Annotated in this window: 25 protein-coding genes, 2 tRNA genes and 1 pseudogene; 20 read left to right on the top strand and 8 right to left on the bottom strand. The window is 41.7% G+C overall.

Annotated features, from left to right (window positions below; all coding sequences use genetic code 11):
• Positions 1-6 precede the first annotated feature (6 nt).
• From cydB to C5470_RS02675, 3 genes and pseudogenes are all read left to right on the top strand, one after another.
• A complete protein-coding gene (cydB, locus tag C5470_RS02685) occupies positions 7-1,146 on the top strand; it encodes a cytochrome d ubiquinol oxidase subunit II (RefSeq protein WP_166285716.1) in 1,140 nt (379 codons plus the stop codon).
• A 12-nt stretch (positions 1,147-1,158) separates the two neighbouring features.
• Complete coding sequence (cydX, locus tag C5470_RS02680) at positions 1,159-1,275, top strand: cytochrome bd-I oxidase subunit CydX (RefSeq protein ID WP_021325053.1); 117 nt, start codon at positions 1,159-1,161, stop codon at positions 1,273-1,275.
• Positions 1,275-1,433, top strand: a pseudogene (locus tag C5470_RS02675) (cyd operon YbgE family protein); the annotation flags it as partial. The gene cydX and the pseudogene C5470_RS02675, both read left to right, overlap by 1 nt.
• Before the next feature lie 49 nt (positions 1,434-1,482).
• Here C5470_RS02675 and C5470_RS02670 read toward each other — a convergent pair.
• Positions 1,483-2,709: an RNA-guided endonuclease InsQ/TnpB family protein gene (locus tag C5470_RS02670; RefSeq protein ID WP_036851020.1), complete on the bottom strand. Its 1,227-nt coding sequence runs from the start codon at positions 2,707-2,709 to the stop codon at positions 1,483-1,485.
• Between the two features lie 58 nt (positions 2,710-2,767).
• Here C5470_RS02670 and tnpA point away from each other — a divergent pair, with 58 nt between their 5' ends.
• From tnpA to C5470_RS02615, 11 genes are all read left to right on the top strand, one after another.
• Positions 2,768-3,172 carry an IS200/IS605 family transposase gene (gene tnpA / locus C5470_RS02665; RefSeq protein ID WP_023045406.1) on the top strand — a complete coding sequence of 135 codons (405 nt, stop codon included), beginning with the start codon at positions 2,768-2,770 and terminating at the stop codon, positions 3,170-3,172.
• 84 nt (positions 3,173-3,256) lie between these two features.
• A complete protein-coding gene (locus tag C5470_RS02660) occupies positions 3,257-3,379 on the top strand; it encodes a cyd operon YbgE family protein (RefSeq protein ID WP_083335169.1) in 123 nt (40 codons plus the stop codon).
• 116 nt (positions 3,380-3,495) lie between these two features.
• Positions 3,496-3,897, top strand: coding sequence for a tol-pal system-associated acyl-CoA thioesterase (gene ybgC, locus C5470_RS02655; protein WP_036850658.1), 402 nt, complete (start codon positions 3,496-3,498; stop codon positions 3,895-3,897).
• A complete protein-coding gene (tolQ, locus tag C5470_RS02650) occupies positions 3,897-4,592 on the top strand; it encodes a Tol-Pal system protein TolQ (protein ID WP_166285714.1) in 696 nt (231 codons plus the stop codon). Before ybgC ends, tolQ begins: the two co-directional genes overlap by 1 nt.
• A gap of 14 nt (positions 4,593-4,606) precedes the next feature.
• Positions 4,607-5,032, top strand: coding sequence for a colicin uptake protein TolR (tolR, locus tag C5470_RS02645; protein ID WP_036850664.1), 426 nt, complete (start codon positions 4,607-4,609; stop codon positions 5,030-5,032).
• Positions 5,033-5,077: 45 nt separating this feature from the next.
• On the top strand, positions 5,078-6,145 hold the full coding sequence (tolA, locus tag C5470_RS02640) for a cell envelope integrity protein TolA (protein WP_166285712.1): 1,068 nt from the start codon (positions 5,078-5,080) through the stop codon (positions 6,143-6,145).
• Between the two features lie 133 nt (positions 6,146-6,278).
• Positions 6,279-7,571, top strand: coding sequence for a Tol-Pal system beta propeller repeat protein TolB (gene tolB / locus C5470_RS02635; protein ID WP_166285852.1), 1,293 nt, complete (start codon positions 6,279-6,281; stop codon positions 7,569-7,571).
• Between the two features lie 42 nt (positions 7,572-7,613).
• Complete coding sequence (gene pal, locus C5470_RS02630; RefSeq protein ID WP_021325044.1) at positions 7,614-8,114, top strand: peptidoglycan-associated lipoprotein Pal; 501 nt, start codon at positions 7,614-7,616, stop codon at positions 8,112-8,114.
• Positions 8,115-8,123: 9 nt separating this feature from the next.
• Complete coding sequence (gene cpoB, locus C5470_RS02625) at positions 8,124-8,891, top strand: cell division protein CpoB (protein WP_166285710.1); 768 nt, start codon at positions 8,124-8,126, stop codon at positions 8,889-8,891.
• A gap of 147 nt (positions 8,892-9,038) precedes the next feature.
• Positions 9,039-9,114, top strand: a tRNA-Lys gene (locus C5470_RS02620).
• A gap of 36 nt (positions 9,115-9,150) precedes the next feature.
• Positions 9,151-9,226 (top strand) — tRNA-Lys (locus tag C5470_RS02615).
• A gap of 1,208 nt (positions 9,227-10,434) precedes the next feature.
• Here the strand turns inward: C5470_RS02615 and C5470_RS02610 are convergent.
• A complete protein-coding gene (locus C5470_RS02610; protein WP_166285708.1) occupies positions 10,435-11,286 on the bottom strand; it encodes an aminoglycoside 6-adenylyltransferase in 852 nt (283 codons plus the stop codon).
• A 573-nt stretch (positions 11,287-11,859) separates the two neighbouring features.
• Here C5470_RS02610 and C5470_RS02605 point away from each other — a divergent pair.
• The 4 genes from C5470_RS02605 to aroG all read left to right on the top strand — a co-directional run bounded on the left by C5470_RS02605 (position 11,860) and on the right by aroG (position 16,592).
• A complete protein-coding gene (locus C5470_RS02605; RefSeq protein WP_166285706.1) occupies positions 11,860-12,774 on the top strand; it encodes a tail fiber protein in 915 nt (304 codons plus the stop codon).
• A gap of 684 nt (positions 12,775-13,458) precedes the next feature.
• Positions 13,459-14,511, top strand: a complete 1,053-nt coding sequence (nadA, locus tag C5470_RS02600) for a quinolinate synthase NadA (protein ID WP_166285704.1) — start codon at positions 13,459-13,461, stop codon at positions 14,509-14,511.
• A 42-nt stretch (positions 14,512-14,553) separates the two neighbouring features.
• The gene (gene pnuC / locus C5470_RS02595) at positions 14,554-15,279 is read left to right on the top strand and encodes a nicotinamide riboside transporter PnuC (RefSeq protein ID WP_166285702.1); all 726 of its coding nucleotides are present in this window, start codon (positions 14,554-14,556) and stop codon (positions 15,277-15,279) included.
• Between the two features lie 260 nt (positions 15,280-15,539).
• Positions 15,540-16,592, top strand: coding sequence for a 3-deoxy-7-phosphoheptulonate synthase AroG (aroG, locus tag C5470_RS02590; protein WP_166285700.1), 1,053 nt, complete (start codon positions 15,540-15,542; stop codon positions 16,590-16,592).
• 629 nt (positions 16,593-17,221) lie between these two features.
• Here aroG and gpmA read toward each other — a convergent pair.
• The 6 genes from gpmA to modE form a co-directional block, all read right to left on the bottom strand.
• Positions 17,222-17,974: a 2,3-diphosphoglycerate-dependent phosphoglycerate mutase gene (gene gpmA / locus C5470_RS02585; RefSeq protein WP_021325676.1), complete on the bottom strand. Its 753-nt coding sequence runs from the start codon at positions 17,972-17,974 to the stop codon at positions 17,222-17,224.
• A 160-nt stretch (positions 17,975-18,134) separates the two neighbouring features.
• Complete coding sequence (locus tag C5470_RS02580) at positions 18,135-18,959, bottom strand: CPBP family intramembrane glutamic endopeptidase (RefSeq protein WP_339915808.1); 825 nt, start codon at positions 18,957-18,959, stop codon at positions 18,135-18,137.
• A 346-nt stretch (positions 18,960-19,305) separates the two neighbouring features.
• On the bottom strand, positions 19,306-20,052 hold the full coding sequence (locus C5470_RS02575) for a hypothetical protein (protein WP_166285696.1): 747 nt from the start codon (positions 20,050-20,052) through the stop codon (positions 19,306-19,308).
• A gap of 44 nt (positions 20,053-20,096) precedes the next feature.
• Entirely contained in the window at positions 20,097-22,649 is a 2,553-nt protein-coding gene (locus tag C5470_RS02570) for a hypothetical protein (RefSeq protein WP_166285694.1), read from the bottom strand.
• 430 nt (positions 22,650-23,079) lie between these two features.
• Complete coding sequence (gene modF / locus C5470_RS02565; RefSeq protein ID WP_036850711.1) at positions 23,080-24,555, bottom strand: molybdate ABC transporter ATP-binding protein ModF; 1,476 nt, start codon at positions 24,553-24,555, stop codon at positions 23,080-23,082.
• A 187-nt stretch (positions 24,556-24,742) separates the two neighbouring features.
• Positions 24,743-25,534, bottom strand: a complete 792-nt coding sequence (gene modE / locus C5470_RS02560; RefSeq protein WP_036851022.1) for a molybdenum-dependent transcriptional regulator — start codon at positions 25,532-25,534, stop codon at positions 24,743-24,745.
• Between the two features lie 183 nt (positions 25,535-25,717).
• Between modE and C5470_RS02555 the strand changes: the two genes are divergently transcribed.
• A complete protein-coding gene (locus C5470_RS02555; RefSeq protein ID WP_071993025.1) occupies positions 25,718-25,852 on the top strand; it encodes an AcrZ family multidrug efflux pump-associated protein in 135 nt (44 codons plus the stop codon).
• A gap of 249 nt (positions 25,853-26,101) precedes the next feature.
• Positions 26,102-26,872, top strand: coding sequence for a molybdate ABC transporter substrate-binding protein (modA, locus tag C5470_RS02550; protein ID WP_036850714.1), 771 nt, complete (start codon positions 26,102-26,104; stop codon positions 26,870-26,872).
• Positions 26,873-26,920: the final 48 nt, after the last annotated feature.

The following is a 26,920-nucleotide window of genomic DNA, read 5'->3' as shown; positions in this document are numbered from 1 at the left end:
CCACTTATGTTTGATTATGAAGTACTACGGTTTATATGGTGGCTGCTGATTGGTGTGTTGCTAATCGGTTTCGCGGTAACGGATGGTTTTGACATGGGCGTGGGTGTCCTGTTACGTATCATCGGTAAAAACGATACTGAACGCCGCATCATGATTAACTCAATAGCACCCCATTGGGATGGTAATCAGGTTTGGCTGATCACCGCCGGTGGCGCATTGTTCGCAGCATGGCCGACGGTTTATGCCGCCGCGTTTTCTGGCTTCTATGTCGCCATGATCTTGGTGTTATCCGCGCTGTTTTTCCGTCCGGTTGGTTTTGACTACCGTTCCAAACTGGAAAGCCGTAAGTGGCGCAACATGTGGGATTGGGGGATATTTGTCGGTAGTTTCGTTCCGCCATTAGTTATCGGTGTGGCATTGGGTAATCTGTTACAAGGGGTGCCATTCAACGTTGATTCCCAACTACGCCTGTTCTATAGCGGTTCGTTCTTCGGATTGCTAAATCCATACGGTTTGTTGGCGGGTGTGATCAGCCTGATGATGATTGTGACTCAGGGGGCAACTTATCTGCAAATGCGTACTACCGGTGAACTGCGTCTGCGTTCCCGTGCCGCCACTTATATCTGTGCGCTGGTAACAATGGTTGCTTTCCTGCTGGCAGGTGTATGGCTGATTTATGGTATTGATGGTTATGTTGTGACTGGCGGCTTGGATACAATGGCTCAGTCTAACCCATTGCATAAAGAAGTTGCTCATCAGGTGGGTGCCTGGATGACTAACTTTAATCACTATCCGTGGCTGTGGGCGTTACCGGCACTGGGTGTTGTTTCTCCTTTGCTGACGATATTGATGACCGGTATGAATCGGGCAGGATGGGCATTCCTGTTCTCTTCACTGACCATTGCTTGCATCATTCTGACCTGTGGTGTGACGATGTTCCCATTTGTTATGCCATCAATCACTAATCCAAATGTCAGCCTGACAATGTGGGATGCGACTTCAAGTTTGTTGACCCTGCGCGTCATGTTTGTGGTTGCACTGATTTTTGTCCCAATCATTCTGGGATACACCATTTGGTGTTACTACAAAATGTTTGGGCGTTTGGACAAAAGCTTTATTGAAAATAACAAACATTCACTGTACTAAGGAGCACAGAGCATGTGGTATTTTGCTTGGATTCTCGGAACGCTCTTGGCGTGTAGTTTCGCTATAATCGCTGCCTTAGCACTTGAGCATAATGAAGCGGAAAAAACCGCTGAAAATAGTGAGAAATAATGTTGATAGATAAATGCTATCGGCTGATGGATAAAGGTCCTGTAAGGGGCCTTATCCTTATTATGGCGTTGGTGCTTGCTTCTTGTGTCTTCTGGGATCCGGCCCGTTTTGCGGCCAACACCAGTTCATTGCACCTATGGCAAGGCGTTTTACTCATTTGACATCCTCCCCCACTTTCGCACTTCGTGACTCAAGAGGGGATTCCCGTTAGTGGGCGACGGCTGATCGCTCTGCGTCTGGTTCCTGCTTCGACGGGCGGCCTGATTGCACCCTCCCTCCACAGGCAAGCACGGCATGTCCTGCCGCTAAAATGTTACGAGCTCCGTTGATATCGGCATTTTCCGTATATCCGCATTCAAGGCACTCGAATTGACTTTGTGATATGCGGTTTTCTTTCGCTGTATGACCGCAACATGCGCACCGCTGGCTGGTGTATGCCGGAGGGACTGCCAGTACCTGACCGCCGCGCCAGCGCTGCTTATATTCTAGCTGACGGCGCATTTCATACCAGCCCTGATCCAGTATCGCGCGATTTAAGCCTGATTTAGCCCGAACGCTCCTTCCGGGCTGTTCTGCCGTGCCTTTCGCTGACTTCGACATGTTACTGACCTTCAAATCTTCAATCACAATCATCGCGTGGTTTTTGCTTATTTTCGTGGTGGTCTTATGAAGGTAGTCGCGGCGAATATTGGCAATATGCGAGTGCAGACGCTGAATTTTTCGCTTCTGTTTCTGCCAGTTGGCGCTGAACTTAACTTTGCGGCTTAACTGTCTCTGGCGCTTCGCCAGCTTGCGCTGGCGGGTTTTAAAACTGTTGACCGGTTCGTATATCGTCCCGTCTGAGAGCGTCGCCAGTTTCGATATCCCGGCATCCAGACCCACCATTGTTGTTGATTCGTGGTGTGGCTCAGAGGCTTCTATCTCGACTTGAAACGACACATACCATTTACCCACTGACTGGCTGATCGTGGCATTTTTGATTTTGCCGTTCACCTCCTGCGATTGCCGGAACTTTATCCATCCGAGCCCAGAAGGCAGCCTGACTCTGCGATTTTCAAGGAGACAATATTTTTCAAAATTGACGAACCGGATTGAATCCCTGCCGTCATTTTTTCGTTTCCATACAGGCGCTTTCGCTGCCAGTGTTTTATCGAAGCTACGCCTCCATGCCCCCTGTAAGTCTTTAAGTTTTTGTTGAAGGTTATCGGTGTAAGCTTCCTGTAAGAAGGCGTATTCCGGTGTTTTTTTCCACCCCGTGAGCATTCGGTTGAGTTCAAACGCGGAGGGAAGTTTTCCGCCGGAATCCAGAATGTGTTTTGTTACCTGAAGTCCGTGATTCCAGACAAAACGAGCACACCCGCATAACTGCCGCAAACGCGGCAACTGTTCTTCAGTTGGCTCTAGTCTGAACTTGTAGGCTTTCAGTATTAGCATTATCATTCAGTGTGTAGTAGGTTTACTCTCTATTTTACTGTGCCTTCGGCTAACTTCAATGCAAAAATACAAAATTAATCGTTCACGACATGCCGCCTTTCTTTTGCATGTACATCTTGTGTTTGTGACCAAATACCGTAGAAAGATTCTTGGCGAGCGACACTATTCAGCCTTTCATCAGTATGCAGGTGAAATCTGCCGTGACTTCGGCGCAGAACTTAAAGGGAGTCACGGCGATTTAGATCATGTTCATATGCTGATTGAGTATCCCCCGACCGTTCAGCTATCGGTATTGGTTAACTCGCTGAAAGCGGTAACCTCCCGTCGCTTACGTAATGAGTTTCTGGACTTACGCGAAGCATACGGAAAGGCCGTTCTCTGGTCTCGCTCCTACTTTGCGGGTTCATGCGGTGGAGCACCGCTGGAAGTGGTGAAACAATACATTCAACATCAGCGTGGCTGATGATCCTACGGGCTTTTCAAGCCCGTCCAAATTCCCCTCCCGCCTGATGTCGGCGGGAATACCCTTTGGAGGTAAAGATGGGCTGTGTGCACAGGTGTAACTTTCGGGATGGGTTTTCACCCAAGAAATATCGTCTGGCGTATCTTTTTCTTTCCTCTGCCTGCGTTCTTAATTTTGATTTGGGGCTTGTACCACTTCTTCTATTAGTTAATTCTGTATGTTATGGGATTTTTAGCCAATAAATTTTTTATTTGCACATTATTCCAAAGCTGCATGGTCTTGAGTATAGTGGCAGCGTTAATTCGCCTTACTTAGGATTGAAAGTGAGTAATACGTTGTTCCGTTGGCCCGTCCGTGTTTATTACGAAGATACAGATGCTGGTGGGGTAGTTTATAACGCCCGTTATGTCGCCTTTTATGAAAGGGCCCGCACAGAGATGTTGCGTCAGCATGGCATTCATCAGCAGCGTTTACTTGATGAACAAATTGGATTTGTTGTTCGGCGTATAGTGGTTGATTACCGAGCCCCAGCCCGGCTTGATGATATGTTGGAGGTGGAGAGCGAAATTACGGATATTCGTAGAGCATCTTTGACATTTATTCAACGCATTGTTGATGTTAACGGAATAATTCTTAACAGCGCAGAAGTTTTAATTGCCTGCGTGAATACATCTCAAATGAAGCCGATTGCGCTTCCTAAGTCTATTGTCGCGGAGTTTAAGTAGTGACTGACATGAACATTCTTGATTTATTCCTGAAGGCAGGCCTTTTGGTGCAGCTGATCATGCTTATTTTGATCTGCTTTTCCATTGCTTCATGGGCAATCATTATTCAAAGGACCAAAATTCTCAATACGGCGACCCGTGAAGCGGAAGCGTTTGAAGACAAATTTTGGTCGGGTATTGAATTATCACGCTTGTATAAGGAAAGTCAGTCTCGCCGGGATTCTCTGGGTGGAACGGAACAAATCTTTTATTCCGGGTTCAAAGAATTTGCTCGTTTGCACCATGCCAATAACCATGCGCCGGAAGCAGTGGTAACTGGTGCTTCACGTGCAATGCGCATATCGATGAACCGTGAATTGGAAACACTGGAAAACCATATTCCATTCTTGGGTACAGTGGGTTCAATTAGCCCGTATATCGGTTTGTTTGGTACCGTTTGGGGGATCATGCATGCATTTATCGCATTAGGTGCGGTAAAACAGGCAACTCTTCAGATGGTAGCACCAGGTATTGCAGAAGCGTTGATTGCAACGGCGATTGGCCTGTTTGCTGCTATTCCGGCTGTTATGGCATACAACCGTCTGAATCAGCGCGTTAATAAGCTGGAGCAAAATTACGATAACTTTATGGAAGAGTTTCTGGCTATTTTGCACCGTCAGGCTTTCGCTGCTGAAAATAAAGCTGAAAACAAATAGTAAGGGGAGAGGCTATGGCACGCACTCGTAGTCGCAAGCGTGAGCTGAAATCCGAAATCAATATCGTTCCCTTACTGGACGTGTTGCTGGTTTTGTTGCTTATTTTTATGGCGACAGCACCGATTATCACTCAGAGCGTAGAAGTTGATTTGCCGGATGCAGTAGATTCCAAAACGGTTTCCAGCTCCGATAACCCGCCGGTCATCGTGGAAGTTTCTGGTGTTGGTCAATACACTATGGTAGTTAACCATGAACGACTGGAATTATTACCTGAGCCGCAGATTATTGCTGAGGCGCAGGCCCGAATAAAAGAGAACCCGAAAACCGTTTTCTTGATCGGTGGTTCGAAAGAAGTGCCTTATGATGAGATTATTAAAGCACTGAACATGTTACATCAGGCCGGTGTGAAATCCGTTGGTTTAATGACTCAGCCTATCTGAGTCTGGCCGGCAGTTGCTGTTATTTAAAGATTTTGGATATCGAGCGTGGGAAAGACAAACGGGCAAAACAATAAGCTAAATCGCGCCGTTATCGTTTCGGTTGTGTTGCATATTATTTTGATAGGGTTACTTATTTGGGGTTCCCTGACGCAAAAAACTGAAATGGGTGGTGGCGGACAAGATGGTTCTGTTATTGACGCTGTTATGGTCGATCCGAATGCGGTAGTACAACAGTACAATCAACACCAGCAGCAGCAAGCTGACGCTAAACGTGCAGAACAACTACGTCAGAAGAAAGCGGAGCAGCAAGCAGCCGAATTGAGAGAAAAACAGGCTGAGGAACAGGAGCGCCTGAAAGCGGTAGAAGAAGAACGGATTAAAGCGCAACAGGTTGCGGAAGAACAAAAAAAGCAAGCGGTGGAAGCAGCTGCCAAAGCCCGTGAAGAGCAAAAACAGGCAGAAGAAGCTGCGGCAAAGGCTAAGGCTGAAAAAGAAAAACTGATTAAAGATCAGGCTGAGGCACAGGAAAAAGCAGAAGCCGAAGCTAAAAAAGAAGCTGAAGCCGCTGCTGCTAAACAAAAAGCCGCGGAAGAAGCGAAAGCCAAAGCGGAAGCTGAGGCTAAAGCAAAAGCCAGGGTTGAAGCGGATGCTAAAGCCAAAGCTGAGGCAGATGCAAAAGTTAAGGCAAAAGCTGACGCTGACGCCAAGAAAAAAGCGGCGGCACAAGCCGCCAAACAGGCAAGTGAAGTTGATGATTTACTCGGTGGTTTAACTTCTAATGCACCAAAGCAGGGGGGGGCTTCTGCTGCGGGTAAAGGTGGCGGTAAGAAAAGCGGTGCTTCAAATTCTGATATTAATAACTATCTTGGACAGATTCAGATAGCAATACAGAATAAGTTTTATGATCCAAGTATGTATCGTGGGCGTATGTGCACATTACGGATTAAGCTTGCTCCTGATGGTTTGCTAATAGATATAAAACCGGAAGGGGGGGATCAGGCACTGTGTCAGGCAGCGGTAGCCGCAGCTAAACAAGCGAAAATTCCTAAACCACCAAGTAAAGAGGTTTACGAAGTGTTTAAGAATGCTCCGATTGATTTCAAACCTCAATAAAATTGTTATTTATAGAGATTATTAATAACAAACAAAACCATTCAATGTTATTAAGCTATCTGGTTTTGTTTGTTGACGTTTGTTAATATTCTGCGAATTATTGCGGCATTCCATCTGCGATAAGGGAGAAATGATGAAGCAGGCTTTTAAAGTAGTGCTAGGCATTTTGATGTTGTGGGCCGCTGTTGCTCACGCAGAAGTTCGTATTGAAATCACTCAGGGTGTTGATTCTGCACGTCCTATTGGTGTTGTGCCATTTAAATGGACTGGGGCGGGTAATGCGTCTGAAGAGATAGGTGCGATCGTTGGCGCGGATCTTCGCAACAGCGGTAAATTTAACCCTATTGATGCCAGCCGTATGCCACAGCAACCAACGACTGCATCTGAGGTGACACCTGCTGCGTGGTCGGCACTGGGGATTGATGCCGTTGTTGTCGGGCAGATTCAACCCAGTGCGGATGGTGGTTTCCTGATTTCTTATCAGTTGGTTGATACCGCTGGCGCTCCGGGAACCGTTCTTGCCCAGAATCAGCTTAAAGTGACTAAGCAGTGGTTGCGTTATGCGGCGCATACCGTCAGTGATGAAGCGTTTGAAAAGCTGACTGGCATTAAAGGCGCATTCCGCACTCGCCTGGCTTATGTTGTAAAAACGAATGGTGGCAAATATCCATATGAGCTGCGTGTATCCGATTACGATGGTTACAACCAGTTCACTGTTCACCGTTCGCCAGAACCATTGATGTCACCGGCGTGGTCTCCTGATGGCGCTAAACTGGCTTATGTGACTTTTGAGAGTGGCCGTTCTGCCTTAGTGATTCAGACCTTGGCCAGCGGTGAAGTACGTCAGGTTGCTTCTTTTCCGCGTCATAACGGAGCACCTGCATTTTCCCCTGATGGCAGTAAGCTGGCGTTTGCCCTGTCTAAATCGGGTAGTTTAAATCTTTATGTGATGGACTTGGGTTCAGCTCAGATCCGTCAAGTTACAGATGGCCGCAGTAACAATACTGAGCCAAGTTGGATGCCGGATAACCAGACTTTGGTCTATACCTCCGATCAGGGTGGTCGTCCGCAGTTATACAAAATCAATATTAATGGCGGTGCTCCGCAACGCCTCACTTGGGAAGGCACACAAAACCAGGATGCTGATGTTAGCGCAGATGGTAATTTTGTGGTGATGGTCAGCTCAGAGAGTGGTAAGCAGCACATAGCTAAACAAGATCTGGCAACGGGAGCCGTTCAAACTTTGACGGATACGTTCCTGGATGAAACGCCAAGTATCGCACCTAACGGCACTATGGTGATTTATAGCTCCACTCAAGGGTTGGGGACTATATTGCAGCTAGTTTCGACTGACGGGCGTTTCAAAGCGCGTCTTCCGGCGACTGATGGACAGGTAAAATTCCCTGCCTGGTCGCCGTACCTGTGATGCATAATAATATGTATGGCAAATTTTAAAAGGATCAAAGAGATGCAACTGAACAAAGTGCTAAAAGGGCTGATGTTAGCTTTACCAGTTATGGCTGTAGCAGCGTGTAGTTCTAATAAAAATGCTGATAACGATCAGTCTGGTGTAGGCACTGTTAACGAAACTAATGCGGGTCTGTCAGCGGAAGAATTAGCTCGTCAGCAAATGCAAGAGCTGCAAAACAACAACATCGTATATTTTGGTTTTGATAAATTCGATATCAGCTCAGATTTTTCTCAGCTGTTAGACGCTCACGCAGCATTCCTGCGTAGCAACCCATCTTATAAAGTTGTTGTAGAAGGTCATGCTGACGAACGTGGTACTCCTGAGTACAACATCGCATTAGGTGAACGCCGTGCTAACGCAGTGAAAATGTACCTGCAAGGTAAAGGTGTTTCCGGTGAGCAGATCTCTATCGTCTCTTACGGTAAAGAAAAACCCGCTGTACTGGGCCACGAAGAAGCGGCATATGCTAAAAACCGTCGCGCAGTATTGGCATACTAAGAGTAATTCATGAACAGTAACTTCAGACGTCATTTTTTGGGTCTGTCGTTATTGGTTGGCGTAGCGGCTCCTTGGGCCGCTATTGCCCAAGCGCCAATCAGTAATGTCGGCTCGGGTTCTCCCGACGAGCGTCTTACCCAATTAGAGCGTATTTCCAACGCTCACAGTCAGCTGTTAACTCAGCTCCAGCAACAACTCGCCGATTCTCAACGTGATATCGATATGCTCCGCGGACAGATTCAAGAGAATCAATATCAGCTTAATCAGGTTATAGAGCGGCAGAAGGATATTTATCAGCAACTGGAAGGTGCTACCCGTTCTGTGGATAGTAAATCTGCTGCAAATACAGCATCTTCAGCAGCAAGTAATCGTGGTAATCAGGCGTCTTCAGCGACAAGTACGGGTAGCGAGAAGGGTGATTATGATGCTGCCGTTTCTTTGGCGGTGAATACCAAAGAATATGATAAAGCAATTACTGCCTTTCAGAGTTTTGTGAAGTCTTATCCAAAGTCGAGTTATATGCCTAATGCGAATTACTGGTTAGGTCAACTTCATTACAACAAGGGTAAGAAAGACGAAGCTGCTTACTACTTTGCTACGGTGGTGAAAGATTATCCTAAGTCTCAGAAGAGTGGTGAATCGTTGTATAAAGTTGGTTTGATCATGCAGGACAAAGGTCTGAAGGATAAAGCTAAGTCTGTTTACCAGCAGGTTATGAAACAATATCCTGGTTCGAATGCGGCTAAACTGGCGGAGAAAAAGCTTTCTGCGTTGTAATTATTGGCCCCGGAAGGCAGGATTAATATGTTTTCGGGGTTATTTGAGTGTTTAATAAGCATTTAAACGTAATTTGAAAAAATAATCATTGCGCTGCGCGAAGAAATCAGTAATATATGCCGCCGTTGCCGAGAGAAGTCACCAGATGGGTCGTTAGCTCAGTCGGTAGAGCAGTTGACTTTTAATCAATTGGTCGCAGGTTCGAATCCTGCACGACCCACCATCTTGAAGCTTCATTCGAAAACCGATTCCCGCAGATGGGTCGTTAGCTCAGTCGGTAGAGCAGTTGACTTTTAATCAATTGGTCGCAGGTTCGAATCCTGCACGACCCACCATCTTGAAACTTCATTCAAAAACCAATTCTCGCAGATGGGTCGTTAGCTCAGTCGTTAGAGCGGTTGACTTTTAATCAGTATCTTATAGTAAGCGTTGTATCAATGGTGTCAGATGGGTTCAATGCTGGCATCCGGGTTCTATGCAGAGTAAACCCTTGCTTAATACTCTATGGGAGAACGTGCAACACAGAGTGTTTTGGCAACGTTGGTTGCAGATATTCTGAGGTAAAGCATAAGCATAGCTATCAAGCGATTGGTGTGATTTTTATTCTGAGTTTTGTGGGCAGATTTTTACATTATTAATCAATTTGTGACGGGACCGGTGCTATTATTGGTTTGATTCAGTTTGGCTAGTGATCTTATATTTATCTGGCAGGTTAAATATTGAATTAATCTTATTAATCATTACAGTGGATTTACTTTCCTTAAATATAGGCATTATAATATTGGAATAAAAATAAAATTAGCGAGTGATAATAAAATGTTTTATCATGAGAGTAATTCATATAAGATAATTATATGAATTTATTAAAAAATAATAATTATATATTCTTTTGCTCAACTGAATTTATACTTTGCTATAATTAAAACTACATTTTCCAATATTTTATTAAGTTAGAATTAAGGGCGTGTGGGGTTGAAATAGTGTGATAGTGTCCAGCTGTTGTCACAGCTAATTAGTTATTATCTCAGAATACTTTTAGAAAGATACAATGTCATGAATAAGAAATTTATTTGGGAAGCTCAAAGAAAACACAATCTTCAACATCGGGCCAGGGTGCGTTTCTCTAATATTCTACTCGTCTCAAAAAGATACATCACCTGTAAAATTAGCTGAAAATACCATACCGAAAAGAGTGTTTAACTTCATAAAAAACCAAGAAAAGAATAGTAGTAGTTCAGTCCATATTAGTTATGCTGGAAATAATTGAATGAAGACAGCTATTCTTAATCATGGCTTAGTTTCTATTCATGGAGTTATACAGATAGACGATTCTGCTGTGAGTTTTGATTACTCGTATGGCGACATGATTATCTCTCTAAAAAAACTTAATGGCTTCTTTCTTTGAGTATAGAAACTAACCCAAGGATGGGTTAGTTTTCTTTACTGACATTTCGACGGGTGGTACGGGGTCACTTTGTTCCGTATTCTCTTCATCTTATTTTCTTCAGCGGCACTCACAGGTTTTTGTGGTGTTCGAGATTATTTAACCATAACAAACTTGCATAATATGTTTTCTGACTTTACTGGATAGCTCACTATCGAACTCAAATTTCTTCATTTCAGCGACTTCAGCAGAAATTTCCGCATAAAGCTCTGTGGTTTCTAGCAATGCACGTATTGCTTCTTCTTTGCCATAACTGCCAAAAATCCTTTGAATACGTTTGCTGAACTTCTCAGGCAGCCATTCATGTAAATGATGGCCGTTGTACCAGACATCCATTTTTCCATCACTTTTTATCGAGGCGTACCATTCCATCATTGCCAGCAGTAATTCTTTCATCTCATTATCCCTCATTTTTGCTGGCCATAAATCACCCCGAGCGATATAAACAGGCACTTGTGTTGCCTCGAACCAAAACTCGCGCAGGTTTTCATTAAATTCTGCTGATGATGGCATATGCGATTCAGTCAATTGGTGAGTGATTTCAGGAAGCCCATGTGTAAGGCCCGTCTTATCAAGGAGGACCTTATAGCCGCGTTGATAGAGTTTATCCAAGCCTTTCTGTTTCATATCTTTCAGGCGTTCAACACTTGCCAGTGTGAAATCCACCTTACGACCGCCGCTAAAAACTACCAGACAAGTTGGCCAATCTGGTTCACCCTCTTTTTCATTAGCCAGATGCAATGCAACCATAACGTCATCTAACTGCTTAAACCATAAATCGTTGCCTATTAATTCATCTGTTCCCGAACCAATCAGCTCTATATCCAGATCTGAGAATTTATCTACACGTGTGTTTCTGGCTCGGGAACCTGTTTGGATAACTGTATCAATACGGGGATCGTTATGGGCAAAAGTCAGGATTTTTTCCAGAAGGATTACCGGGTCTTCCATTATATGAAGTTCCTATTTAACTTTAGTGATGATTGATGAATAAGCCTAATCTCATAAATTAGCAGGTAATGTAATAACTTATAACAGGTAAAATACTCTGCGACAAATTGTTATAAATTGGTGGTTATTTTGTTTAGTATATAAAACAAAACTTAATCCCGCTATAGGATTGTAGCAAGTATTATATCGCTTAATTGCGGTTATTTTATGGGTGAAATATGTCAATTTTGACATCGCAAGCTATAAAGTAGATATGGGATGAGGTGTGTATCTTGTCCAAATGCCATAAGATTCAGTTTGGAATTTAAAACAGCATAAGTTTCAGGAAGGGATAGAATAAATAAGAGAAAAATAATTTACAGATATTAAATATAAATTAGTGTGGCTGACTCCAAAATGTTGAACTGCTTATTTATGCCAATTATACAAAAACGGTTAAACTTATAAGTAATAAGAACACGGTATTATTTTTTCCTGAACTAGACTTTTATTAGCATGAATTACAGGAGATTATTTTTACAATAGTTTAAGATGTTGATTATAAAATAACATTATTTAATTTAAGGAAAGTATATGAGTCACAAGAATGATTTTAAGGCTTTTTCTATTAGTAATAATGCAAATGTAATTAGTCAAGAAAAATATGAAGAAAATCAGGGTTTGCAGACAGGATTTCCTCCGGATAATGTTCCCATACACTTATTAAATAAGGTGTTACGTCAGTCATCAACTATATCATCTGTCGTCGCTGATTTTATCGCGACACAATCTGGCAATGATGTTCTTGATGATGGAAATATAGCCAAACTCACCACTCAATTAAATAAAGCGTTAGAACAAAAAATTACAACAGATATTCCCAGTGCCTCATTAACACAAAAAGGTGTTGTTCAGCTGACAAATGTGATTGGCAATAGTGATACATTGGCAGTGACGCAAAAGCTTGTTCAGGAAGAAATAAATTCATTACGTGAGTATACTTACACCCGCAAAGAGATAGATAACCGGATTAAAACAGTCGGTGAAATACCTGTTGGTTCCCCTATTCCTTGGCCGTTATCCCATCCACCTTTCGGTTATTTCATGTGTAATGGTTCACCTTTTAATAAATTACAGTATCCGAAGTTGGCGGAAGCTTATCCTGGCGGTAGATTACCTGATTTAAGAGGCGAGTTTATCCGGGGATGGGATGATAATCGAGGTGTTGATAGTGGTCGTGGAATTTTATCTTGGCAGGGAGATGCAATCAGAAATATTACAGGGTCAACTCAAGCTATACATGCTCAGATGGGCGGTGCCCCCCAGACGCCTGTTTTGAATGGCGTCATTGCATCGTCGCGATATGCTACACCACAAACACGTTCAGCAAATGGAGGCAATAGTACTGATCTTACATTTTTTGACATTGATGCATCAAGACAAGTCCCAACCGCTAACGAAAATAGACCCCGTAATGTGGCATTTAACTACATTGTAAGGGCGGCATAATTCTAATGGCCGGAACAGCTTGAAGTAAAAATAAAGCCGGTTAGTCCGGCTTTATTTTTTTCTGAAAACAGAGAAAAGGGAATGTGCTGTATTTGTGCCATTATATGCCGTTTTTAACTTTGTGAATGCTGTGTTTTATGAAAAGGTTATTAAAGTCAGTTCTTTTTGAAAATAAATTCTTTGATTAACTTATTCATATCTTTATTTATCTTTTTTCCATGGTACAAAAGCATTAGTGAAATCATTTTTTATTTCTTATTTTTCACTGATGGCTTTATGGTGGGTAGGTTTTAAATGATGATGAAAAATCATTGTCTTAACTCCTGGATTTAATCGATACAGTATTTTAGCCATTGTTTTTACTACTTTTTGCTCCTGGGTTTTATTAAGCTTAATCATCATAGTATATCGTATTTTACGTTTAAAAAACATTAATCATACCCGCGTTTTTATCTTTACGGGTGCTGTTTTACGGGTAACCCTGAGCGGTTTTTAGTCATTAAACTGATACTTGGGTTTTTTCGTTTTACCTTTAAGTTAGCGATAAAAGACAAAATATTTCACGATAAATTGCTATAAATTGATTATTTTGTTTAGTATATTAAACAAATATGAGCAAATTTTCGGACTAAAAACCAAAATTATCGCTTTTTAAAACCATATACTAAACAGAGAGTCAGCGTAATGAACCAGTATATTGATTTTAATTCAACCATTTATCCATTCCTATCCAAACCTGCTCTTCTCGGTAAGGATGAAAAAAATCATTACCGTGAAAAAATTAAACGCCTTCTAAAACAGCAGGATGCCGTTATGGTCGCACATTATTACACCGATCCAGAGATCCAGGCTTTAGCTGAGGAGACAGGAGGGTGTGTTGCAGATTCATTAGAAATGGCACGTTTTGGCAATAATCATCCAGCCTCTACTTTATTAGTTGCCGGTGTGCGATTTATGGGAGAAACCGCCAAAATTCTCAACCCTGAAAAGCGTGTTTTAATGCCAACGTTGGAAGCTGAGTGTTCGCTGGATCTGGGTTGTCCTGAAAAAGAATTCACCAAGTTTTGTGATGACAATCCTGATCGTACCGTAGTGGTTTATGCAAATACATCAGCAGCGGTTAAAGCACGGGCTGATTGGGTTGTGACTTCAAGTATTGCTGTTGAGCTGATCGATTATCTGGATAGCCAGAGGCAAAAGATAATTTGGGCGCCGGATCGCCATTTGGGAAATTATGTTCGTAAACAGACAGGAGCTGATATTCTTTGTTGGCAAGGTGCTTGTATTGTCCATGATGAATTTAAAACTCAGGCTTTGATGAGAATGCAAGGCCTGCATCCCGATGCTGCGGTATTGGTTCATCCTGAATCACCACAAGCAGTTATTGATCTGGCTGATACGGTTGGTTCAACCAGTCAGTTAATCAAAGCAGCGCAGTCTTTGCCGCATCAGAAGCTGATTGTGGCAACAGATAAAGGCATCTTTTATAAAATGCAGCAAGCCTGCCCTGGGAAACAGTTATTTGAAGCGCCTACGGCTGGAGAAGGTGCGAGTTGCCGTAGTTGTGCCCACTGTCCGTGGATGGCAATGAATGGCTTACAAACCATCGTTCACGGATTGGAGAGGGGTGGGGTTCAGCATGAAATATTGGTTAAAGAAGAGTTACGTGAAAAGGCGCTTATTCCTTTAAACAGGATGCTTGATTTTGCAACTCAGTTAAAATGGGAAAACAAATAATGGGTATAATTCTTTGTTGTCGATAATAATAGGATATAACAGATGGATTTTTTCAGTATTAACAATATATTAGTAAATATCCCACTGGGAAAAGGCGGTTATGATTTATCGTGGATTGAAGCAGTAGGTACGATTGCTGGTTTGCTATGTATTTGGTTTGCAAGTCAGGAAAAAATAATTAACTATTTGTTTGGACTGATTAATGTCACATTATTTGCTGTGATTTTCTTCCAAATTCAACTTTATGCTAGTTTATTGCTGCAATTATTCTTTTTTGCTGCAAATATTTATGGCTGGTATGCCTGGAGCAGGGTTAATGATCAGCAGCAGATTGAACTTAAAATACGCTGGTTAAGCTTGAATAAGGCGCTAATAATTAGCCTGATTTCTGTGCTATTGATTGTTATTATGACTTTTAATATCGATTGGATCTTTGGCTCTTTGACTCAGATTGCCGTTACGATTATGCAACAGTTTGATTTTAATGTTCAAATGCTGGTATTGGCACCTGATGCATTCCCATTCTGGGATTCGACAATGACGGTGCTTTCTATTGTGGCAATGATTCTGATGACTCGCAAATATGTTGAAAACTGGCTGGTATGGATGGTTATCAATGTGATAAGCGTTGTTATCTATTTCCATCAAGGCGTTTTGGCGATGTCATTGCAGTATGTGATTCTCTTTGGCATTGCACTTAATGGTTCTCGTTTGTGGATTCAGGTAGCTAAGAAAAATCATTCGCAGCCATTATCCCGCATCGAATAATTTTTTAATGATGCCAGAGAATTGATTTGTCGATCTCTGGCATATTTTTAGGGATTTACTCTGATAATTCTCATTTCTAAAGATATTTCAATTATAAAAAACAGCTCAGATCACGTTTAACTATATTTTTCTATGTCTTTAGTTAAACACTGATTTATTTATTATCTACAAAGAATATTTACAGTTTGTCTTCTAACAGTTAGATTAAAATCACAAAATTGTTTTAAACAAATATACAAAGATGTGGATGAGAGAGGGTTATGAATTATCAGAATGACGATATAAGAATTAAAGAGATAAAAGAATTATTACCTCCTGTAGCACTACTTGAAAAATTTCCAGCAACTGAAAAGGCTGCATTTACAGTACGTAAGGCTCGCAAAACTATTCATCAGATTCTAACTGGTGAAGATGATCGCCTGTTGGTTGTGATTGGTCCCTGTTCTATTCACGATCCTAAAGCAGCAATGGAATATGCTGGACGGTTGAATAAGTTGCGTGAAGAACTAAAAGACGATTTGGAAATAGTCATGCGGGTTTATTTTGAAAAACCGCGTACAACTATTGGTTGGAAAGGGCTAATTAATGACCCTCATATGAATCACAGCTTTGATATTAATGATGGTTTACGTCTGGCTCGTGAATTGTTGCGGGATATTAATGACATGGGGCTACCAGCTGCGGGTGAGTATCTGGATATGATCTCTCCACAGTATTTGGCAGATTTGATGAGTTGGGGAGCAATCGGCGCTCGTACAACGGAATCGCAGGTCCATCGTGAGCTGGCTTCTGGCCTCTCTTGTCCGGTTGGTTTTAAAAATGGCACTGATGGCGGGATAAAAGTTGCAATTGATGCTATTAATGCCGCAGGTTCACCGCACAGTTTCCTTTCTGTCACTAAGTGGGGACATTCCGCGATTGTGAATACCAGTGGAAATTCTGATTGCCATATTATCCTGCGTGGTGGTAGAGAGCCAAACTATAGCTCTGAACATGTTATTGCTGTGAAGCAAAGCTTGGAAAAAGCAAGTTTGCCGGCAAGAATTATGATTGATTTCAGTCATGCCAATAGCTCCAAGCAATTTAAAAAGCAGATGGATGTGTGTTCAGATGTCAGTGAGCAAATTGCTGCCGGAGAAAAGGCGATTATTGGTGTTATGGTGGAAAGTCATTTGGAAGAAGGGAATCAGGACCCGGAGAGTGATCAACCCTTGGTATATGGTAAAAGTATTACCGATGCTTGTATTGGTTGGGCTGACACTGAAATCTTGTTACGTCAATTATCGTTGGCGGTGAAAGCACGTCGTGGCTGATAACATTTTTCGGATGTGAAAAACCGGAATTTATGATTCCGGTTTCAGACTGCTGATAAACCCCGTTCAAAAATAACGGGGTTTGTTCCTTTCATTGTGAATCATAATGCAATCCATTTTCCTCATTAAGCCAATTTAATCGCCCGATAAGGTGTTATTTTCGCTTTTCCTGCAATGAAAGGCTCGCTCTCCAGAGATAAAAACAACTGTGGTCAATAATCTTAAGAAATAATTTCATTTATTATTATTTTTATTAAAATTATTTCTTCTAGTGAAGGTTTACTATCAATAAGAGAGAGAATCAATACAATACTATCGATATTATTTGGTCAATGTTGGTGCTGCAATTGGTCCTTATATTGGATTAGACTCTGGCCTATTCATTATTATCCCTAATTAGCTTGATAACTCTATTGATTTATTATACCTTTTTAATCAAAAAAAATAATTAATGGTGGATGTATGAATTTCAATTTTGATGTTGTATTCGATCGTTATGTTTTTTCATCGTGAAACAAACAAACCCCATTTTTTTAAACGAGGTTTGTTTGCGGTCTGACTGGAATTAATGATTCCGGTTTTTTATATTTGCTGAAAAAGTGCGATATCAGCAATTTGTCGGTAATGAATTATTTCGCTTTACCCTGATTTGCTACAGCAGCGGCTTTTGCTGCGATTTCATCAGCGTTACCCAGATAGTAATGCTTAATGGGTTTCATGTTTTCGTCGAATTCATAAACCAAAGGTACTGCTGTTGGAATGTTCAGTTCAAGGATGGCCTCTTCGCTCATGTTGTCCAGATATTTAACCAGAGCGCGCAAAGAGTTACCGTGAGCAGCGATAATCACTTTTTCTCCTTTAGCAACACGAGGTTTGATAACGTCTTCCCAGTAAGGGATCACGCGCTCAATAGTTGTTGCCAGGCTTTCAGTCACTGGTAATTCTTCTGGTTTCAGATTTGCGTAACGTGGATCATGACCTGGAAAACGTTCATCATCTTGAGTTAAATCTGGTGGGGTGATAGCAAATCCACGACGCCACAGTTTAACTTGATCATCACCGTATTTAGCTGCGGTTTCTGATTTGTCCAGACCTTGCAGAGCACCATAATGGCGTTCATTCAGTTTCCAACTTTTCTCAACAGGTAACCACTGCTGATCAACCTGATCCAGAATGTTCCACAGCGTGTGAATAGCGCGTTTTAGAACCGAGGTGTAGGCGAAATCAAAAACAAAGCCTTCTTCTTTCAGTAGCTGGCCTGCTTGTTGAGCTTCGGCGCGACCTTTTTCAGAGAGAGCGACGTCAGTCCAGCCAGTGAAACGGTTTTCTTTGTTCCACTCGCTTTCACCATGTCTTACCAGAACCAGTTTAGTTACAGCCATAGCTTAAACTCCTTAAAAAACCAAACTTAATGATAACTGCGAGCATTATATTGCCCTATACACCAGAACGGCAATCAATAGTCTGGTTCCATCACGTTATTTGCCTGAAAACCTTAATTTTTTGCAAATTACTGAAAATATACCGGGCAAGTTTGACACATTATAGTGCTGTTACTAACTTGATGGGATAAGTAAAGAACAGCAAATGAACCAAATTAAGGACGAAATGGAACCCGACAGCGACCCACAGCCGGCCACTCCACATCCATGCAAGACCGTATATTAATCCTGCGAGTGTAGCGAAAATCACCAGTAATAGGCCTCCAGCGAAGTGCGCGCCACCAAACATCAAGGCAGTGATGATCAGGGCAAAATAGGGGTTAATCCACTGGCTCAACCTTTGTTGGATATAGCCACGAAACAGCGCTTCTTCTGCCAGAGAAACAAAGAAAATATTTGCCAAAATAAACATCGGCAACCATTGTGGCATATGCGGTTCAATGGCAAGTCCTCCCAAGGCTGTTGCTATACCGAGTAGTACCGGAATGGCAACAGTCAAGATTATCCACGCATAAGGGCGAGCCTTTGCCAGTGGTTTTGTTGTAAATAATCCAGGCATGCAACATAGCAGAAGGAAAGGGATAAGTGCCTTATCGAAGTTGAAATACATTGAGAATGACGCACTATGAGGACCAACTTGAACGTTATCGAGATATTTCAGGTTATGAAAACCTGGGATCAGATGCAGGAATAACGCGATACCAAAAGTGAGCAATAGCAGCTCAGTTGTTATTTTGATGATGTTATTTTGCTGAAAATAGATACGTAGTGCACCTAACACGAAAATAATTGCAATAGTGGCAATTGCTGGATAAATCATAACTTGTGTTACAAATCCAGTAACAATGGCGACCAGTAGAACGATAAGTGCAGTAGTGCGGTGTATAGCTAATAACGCCAGCGATGTGGCAAGTAAACCCCAAATCATATATGCCCTGTTGTTTTCAATAAGTTAAAAGATAATATCTGAGAAGCAAATCAAAGATTGATGAGAACTATTATTAAATGGTCAAAAAATAGTAACGTAAGATGATTAAATTGCGATGTTTTTTTCACTGGTCGGAGAAGAAAACCATTGGTGACAATTATTTTTTGGTCAAAATTCGTCTAACAAGAGCCTGTATTGTAAGGTTTATTACTGGCATGTACCATTAGATCTGATTAGATAGGGTATGGAGAATAAACTTCATTAAGATATTCGACAGATCAGCCACTTATATAAATAACTAGTGGCTGTCAGATCGGGTTTGAATCTAGTACAAATTATTAGCTTATTTTCGCGTACTGATTTTAACCTCCAGCGCACCTTCATTATCTGTTAATCCGGCACCATAACGCCCTTCTAAGTCATCATTGATACAAAGCTGTAATTCACCAGATAACCCACTCGGGACACTGGCTTCACGACTAATCAAAAAAACTGTTCCACCGACACGGCCTACCAGTGCACCTACTGGCTGGCCTGGTAACGTGTAGTCTTGTTGGGCAATATGAGCCCTATCTCCTTCTGCCTGGCAACGGCTGTACTGCGGGTTAAAAGACCATGTACCGCTGAGATAGGTAATTGTGGTTGTCTGACTTGTATTGACTGTCACACCGCTATTCTGCCAAGGCTTATTCGCAAGTACAGACAGGGTTACCGGACACAAAATATTGGCCGCTAATTCAATTTCTTGGGCTTGAAAGCCAGCGCCACCCAAGGCTGAGACTAACTCTGAGCGAGTGGTAGCTGGATACACTTTAGGATCAAGCAACATTTGACCAACTTCTAGCGGGCGAAGCGTTGGGAAGTGATTGTGCAGTGCAATGGCAATCTCGCTAATAGGAAACTCAAGCAGACGTAAAATAACGGCGATATCGGTTGCATTGAGTGCTTTCTGATAGACTCCAGATAGAGCATCAACAATAGTATTGCTATTTATTTGTTTTAAACTAGACAATGGATCAGCACTGTTGGTCTGAATAGGGTTTATGATCGCTTGCTGTGTTGAAACTTGCTGTTGCTTTTGGGATTGCATAGCAATACTCCTTTATCTGTCGATTAAATAAGCTCATGAAACAATTACTGTTTACCATAAATTTCTAGCAGGACAGCTGCCATTTCGTTGGCGCTGATGGATGGGTAGGCTGATTTTAATCCTTGTCCGGTTTCTGTTGCGGGATAACCTGCCAGCGCCATAGCGCTACCTAATGCTTTGGCTTGGATTGCAGGATATTCAGTGATTAGTATCTGTCCGCATTGACTGCCGGATATGTGTTCGTCATACGCTTTCTGAGCCAATTGTTCTAGCGTTAACGCTTTGCCATATATAGCCAGTAGTATCTCGGTTATTTCGTTAGCGCTGATGGATGGGTAGGCCGACTTTAGTCCTCGCCCAATTTCTACTGCTATATAGCCTGCTTGTGCCATCGCTGTTGCTAGCATATTCATCTTGAGATCAGGAAAGGATTCAATTATCAGTTTTCCGCAATCATTGCCACTCATCTGCTGTTGATATGCCGACTGTGCAATTTGTTCTGGTGTTATCGCCACCTGTATTGCTACTCCATCACTCCAGATACTTGGGATCTGGAATGATGTTGCGGTAGTATCTGGCATACTAGCCAGATAGAGTTGATACGTTCCTGCAATCGGGATCGGCGGTAAAGCGATACGGGCTTGTCCAGTTGTGGAATGCACGGTTTGTTGTATCCATGCACTGTTTGGATCCTGTAAGATGAGTAAATAGTGAGTAATATCAGGACAGCATTGCCATTGAATTTCTATGCCACCAGATTGATAATTAGCCTGAATTTGTTGAGGGGTATCCAGACGTAACCATTGCTGAACCTGACAAAATTCGCTGGCAATATAATCGGGGTTGTTCAATGTTGCTAATGAAAAATGATATTGCCCGGCAGGTTTCAGATTATCAAAGATAATAGTCATTGAACTCTGTGGAGCGGCAATTGAGAGATTTTCGGTTTGTCCATTGCCCTCAATTTGTACGTTATAGTGACTGGCGTCTGTTACCAGACTCCACTTCAATATAAGATCAATATCTCTTTTAATAAGGGGTTTTATTTCTAAATTGATGTCCAATTCCGGCATTGGTAGACGATACTGCTGTAATTGACTTTCTGAGCTGGTAAAGTCTTGCTTGGTAGCGGCTACTGACCAGGTATAAACGCCAGCGGCTAGTTCCGGCCCGATAGGTAAAATAAATGAATTATTGTTGTGATTCTGTTTGTTATTGAATAACACTTTGCCATTTGGTGCTTTATTTTCTTTTACAGTAGAGAAAAACAGGGTAGGACCGGGATCCTGCTCAAAACCGGTAATTTGCAGTACAAATAATGAAATCGGATTAAGTATCTGGATCTCTGCATTGACACCTTCTTTGGTAATTTGCATATCCCCTTTGAGCTTCAAAGTTTCAATCAGTGTAATGTTAAACAGGGCATAGAGGTGAAATCCTGGCTGATAATGGGTGATATCCTGATTTAATAACAGAGATTTTTCGGCTAAAGAGGAAATAAGCGTATTTTCTTGTTTAATATCTCCATCTGTTTCGCGCCGGTAATAAAGGTTGCTCCCCGGATGAAAAACGATATCAATAAAATCACTCGGCCAGGAGAAAGTAGGACTAGAAAATGATGCCTCAAATATATCATGTATCGATAAATCTTTATTAATAGCCACTGAGGCCAATATGGGGGTATTATCTAGCAGATAAATAGATCCACTTAATGCCAGTAGTTTTGCATAATTAATGGTTCCCTTTACCCAATATAATCCAACTTTAGGTTGTTTCTTTTCTGGCACGGCAAAGGTGTAATCAATACCAAAAGATAAATCATCAAATGTGACGCCAGTCATTCTTCTGTCAAAGGGCTTAACAATAGTACTTTCTGAGCTTTTATGACAGATTTGTAAAGATGCCTGTACTTGTTTTTCATCTGCACTTAAAGCACCGTCAAAACAATACGTTTTCTGGAACAACTCTAATGTGATAATGCCTTCTATTTCATATTTTGCGTAATTATCAAACTGATATTTAAGTATTAAATTGTTGAAGCCAAAAATATTAAATAGTTTGAAGTCAGGAAGAACGACAGTGTAGAGGCTTTTTTTAATTGATTCACCTGCGGATATTCCCTTAATTAAGCGACCGTTTAGCGAGATGTCTGCCTGTGGCAGATCGCCATTTTTAACACCAACCTCAATTAAGTTGTTAAACAGATAATTGCCTTTTAAACGCAAGGTTAGCCAGAAGGTACAACTATGGGATACAGGAGTTTCCGTTTCTGTCACCGACGTTGGCAAAGGTATTTGTGGAAAAATATTACACAGTTTCTCTGTTTCTGGTGGGGTGGCATGATTGGAGAAAGTAAAAAACCCCGCATCCTGTATTAATAGCGGCGCTTCTTGCTCAGGTAAATCAAGATGAAAAGCATGGTTGAGTAATTTAAAGATATTGAGATTGTCAGCCCCTGCCTGTTTCGCAGTCATATCAATATAGATTAGAGAATAACTGTTGAATAAAGCAAGCTGGCATTGCATTGGGCTACGCATTTCGCCATCAAATATTTTGCACCAATCAAAATGGGCTTCAATCTCAAATCGTATCCCCATAAGTAGGGAATCTACCTTTGGTCTGATGGAAACATTTTTTCACTCTACTTTTAATAATAGTCTAATCCAATTCTCTAAATAATCTATCTAAATAATGTGATGAATGTCTATATAATGATTGTAATCATGTAATGGAATTGTTAAGTGAATAAAGTCTTCATTTAAAGGTAAATGACTAAGGGATTGTTGTCATTATTTTTGGCTATATTAGATTAATATTTTTATAGTTAAATCTGTCATTTATAAAATTAAATTATTTTACGGAGAAAAGATTAACGGCGGGTATTTTTATGTTAATTAACTTTCTTGACACTTTAAATTATTACGAACAGATAAAGCCAGCATGCTTGCATATGTATTGCTACGAGGTTGACATAGGCACACTTTGCAATGCTGGCTTTTTTTTCAGTATTAATCTCATTTTAATACTTTAATGATTGATTCTTTCTGTTTTATAACGATAGATGTCACCGTCAGGAATAAATATCAGCCGGTGAGTAATGCATTGCGGAGCATCTTCCTGATGATGAGAAACAAACAGCAGCTGAGTATCACCGTCAGCAATCATGATATCAATAAAACGTAATATTAACTGACGGTTGAGTGGATCAAGCCCTTGCAGAGGTTCATCAAGAATCAGTAAAGCCGGATGTTTAACCAGCGCACGAGCTATCAGAACCAGCCGTTGTTGTCCCCATGAAAGGCTGTGAAACGGGCCGTTGGCAATCTGAGCAGATAATCCCAGCAAAGCCAGCCATTCATCGGCAAGTTGTTGCTGGCGATCGGATACTGCCTGATAAAGACCGATTGAATCGAAGAAGCCGGACAGAATCACATTACGAACACTGGTACTGACACGGTATTGCAGATGAATACTGTGACTGATATAGCCAATATGGCGTTTGATATCCCAAATCGTTTCGCCACTACCGCGCTGGTGACCAAACAGAATCAATTCATTACTGTAGCCTTGGGGATGATCTCCGGTAATCAGATTCAGGAGGGTTGATTTTCCAGCGCCGTTTTGACCAATAATCTGCCAGTGTTCACCCGGGTTTACCTGCCAATCCAGCCCGTGCAAAATGGGTTGTTCGTTATACTGAACCACACCATTACGCAAGATAATTAAAGGTTGGTCAGGAGGTAGCTGATCATCAAGACGACATTCATCCGCTTCTGGTAAATGGATACCGTTAAGTTTTTCGCTGTGCACCAGTTGAGCAACCAGTGGATCTGCCATCACTTTTTCTTTTATGCCAGCAGATGTCAGATGGCAATCTGCCAGTACACCAATTTGATCAACAAAACCTGGGATTTCACTAAACCGGTTAAGGATAAGCACCAAAACGATACCTTTTGCTGACAATGTTTCCAGTAATTCAGCGAGTTGACCACGGGCAAATGCATCAAGGCCATCAAAAGGTTCATCAAGGATCAGTAAATCAGGTGCAGCCATTAATGCCTGGCAAAGCAATGTCTTTCGGGTTTCGCCGGTAGAAAGATATTTAAAACGACGGGAAAGTAAATCCATAATACCGAACTGTTTTGCCAGTTCCAGACAAAGCTCATTATCTTTATGATGAAGTTGAATAATTTCTGCCGCAGTGAGGCCGGTGTCATCCTCATCGTCACTCAGCATATCAGTATTATTGCGTTGCCATTCTTCCTCAGTCAGTTTTTGTAATTGTTCTAAAGAGACGCAGGCACATGTGCGAAATGAGCAATTTTGCTCGCCGGAAAGCTGTACTAATTCATTTGACAGCGCACGGGCCAATGATGATTTTCCACTACCGTTAGCACCAACAAAAGCCCAGTTTTCACCAGAGGAAATTTTTAGTGACGGTAATTGCAAGGTTTGAGTATCACTTAAACGGAAACAGCCTTGCGTTATTTGCAATTCAGACATCTTTTATTCCTTTTTAAGCAACGCAAATATCTTCTCACAAATAAGCGGAATGACGCTGAATGTCAATATTAACTTTTAATTAACTTTCAAATAACATTTAATGTCAGATATCAGGGGATATGTGAGGTACACAACTTCATAATGTCCCCGGATATTCCGAATGATTCAGTGATAATAGTGTCAATTTTTAACAAAGAGTTGCAATAATCACTTGATCAGCATTGAAAAGAGCAGTGATTTTATCTTTAAGGTGTAGTTTCAGTTTATCCGCGTTTTGATTAGTCAGAGTAGAACAGAGGGTTTCACCACCATCAAGAACGATAAGAACTTCTGTGCTCTTTTCACCAGTTTCGATTTTACTAACCTGGCCTGTCAGGGCATTGTCAAAATGATTGTCGGGAAGTTGCTCTTTCGTCAATGTTATCCAGGGCGCTTTAATCAAAGCCAATACCTCCTTACCTTTTATCAGATCCAGACGGTCAGCACTCTGCTCTGTCAATGCTGCATTCAGTGATGTTTGACCATCTGCCAGCAATATGCGGACATGTTGCTGCACCTGATTATGGTCACGGTCAGTAATTGTGCCAAAGAATTGATTACGGGCGCTGGTTTGCAGAGAAAAACGGGAAATCGCAGCCAATAAGCTATCGAGGGGAAGGAGATCATCTTTCAGCACATCAAAGGCTTTTTGTTGAATTTGTGACAGCAAATCATAAAGTTGTAACAAACGTTCACCATAACGGGTAAGATTCGTCCCGCCGCCGCCCTTACCACCAGTAGCACGATCCACCATTGTTTCATCTGCTAACTGGTTCATTTCATTGATGGCATCCCAGGCGCTTTTATAACTGATGCCAGCCAGCTTTGCCCCCTGGCTGATAGAACCCGTTGCTTTAATCTGTTTCAGTAATAAGATTCGGCGTGGGTCTGCGAATAACCGTTGCTGTAATTTCAGTGTTAATAGAATTTCGGCTTGCATAATTGTTTTTTTCAGGAAATAAAATCGTAAATTTTTGTTGGATAACCGGGAAAAACGCACGTTTAGCCGGTTACAGTTGTTTGTCTTTGTCTAGAATGGTACTAATTATAGCGCTATTACCCGCTATGGTTAAAAATGTGTTATGTTGCCGGCTCATTTAATGAGCCACTATGTGAGGCTACCATGTTTGAATTGATTAAAAGTATGGCCTTTGCCCTGGTCATGGTACCGGTAGTGATGGTCGGAATCTTGGGTTTAATTTATGGCCTTGGGGAATTGTTTAATATCATTTCCCGTATTGGTCATTCTGAGAAGTAGAACTAATATTTCTTTGTACACCAGATGCCATTCTGATTACCCGGTGATTCACCGGGTAATTTGTCTTAATTAATCATAATCAGTTTATTTTATTTATCTTATTTTTCTATTACAGCATTTTGCTTCAAATGAAATCAGATAGTAAAAGTTGCTCACAATTTGCCGATTATTAATGAGATAGTCTTCCATTCAGCGCTATATCTTGTTATATACAGCGAACTAATTGGTAATTACGCAGGTGGAAAACAAATGAAGAAGAGTTTTGCTAAACTGTTAGCGGGAGTTATTGTTTCTTTTACTTTGACGTGGCAAGCATGGGCTACGGAGAAAGTCACCGTATTCGCTGCTGCCTCACTGACCAATGCACTTGACGATATTTCGATACAATATAAGCAAGAAAAGAAAGGTGACGTGGTGGCTTCCTATGCATCATCTTCTACTTTGGCTCGCCAGATTGAACAAGGTGCTCCGGCAGATATTTTTATTTCCGCTGACCAACAGTGGATGGATTACATTGCTGGGAAGAAACTGATTATTGATAAAACTCGCTTTACTATTTTAGGAAATCAACTGGTTCTGATTGCACCGAAAGAGAGCAAACTTAATAAAATTAACATTAATAAAGAGACCCAATGGAAATCTTTATTGGCTGATGGCCGTCTTGCCGTCGGTGATCCAGATCATGTTCCGGTAGGTATCTATGCTAAACAATCGCTGCAATATTTGGGGGCATGGGAGACGGTTAATCCTCTGCTGGCTCGCACCAGTAATGTGCGCAGTGGTATGGCGCTGGTGGAACGTGCAGAAGTTCCATTGGGGATTGTTTATGCTTCAGATGCTGTTGCCAGTGATAAAGTCAAAGTTGTGGGGATTTTCCCGGCAGAGAGCCACAAGCCTATTGAATATCCTATGGCGATCATCAAAGCTCATAATAATCCCGCAGTGCTTGGTTTTTATGACTATCTGAAAACCCCTGAGGCCGCTGCAATTTTTAAACGTTACGGTTTTCGCCCACTTTAGGAATAGGCTTTTGGAGATATTAAGTGAATATGAATGGCAAGCCATCAT

The organism is Photorhabdus stackebrandtii (assembly GCF_011189495.1).
GTDB lineage: Bacteria > Pseudomonadota > Gammaproteobacteria > Enterobacterales > Enterobacteriaceae > Photorhabdus > Photorhabdus khanii.
This window is presented reverse-complemented; position numbering and strand designations above follow the sequence as displayed.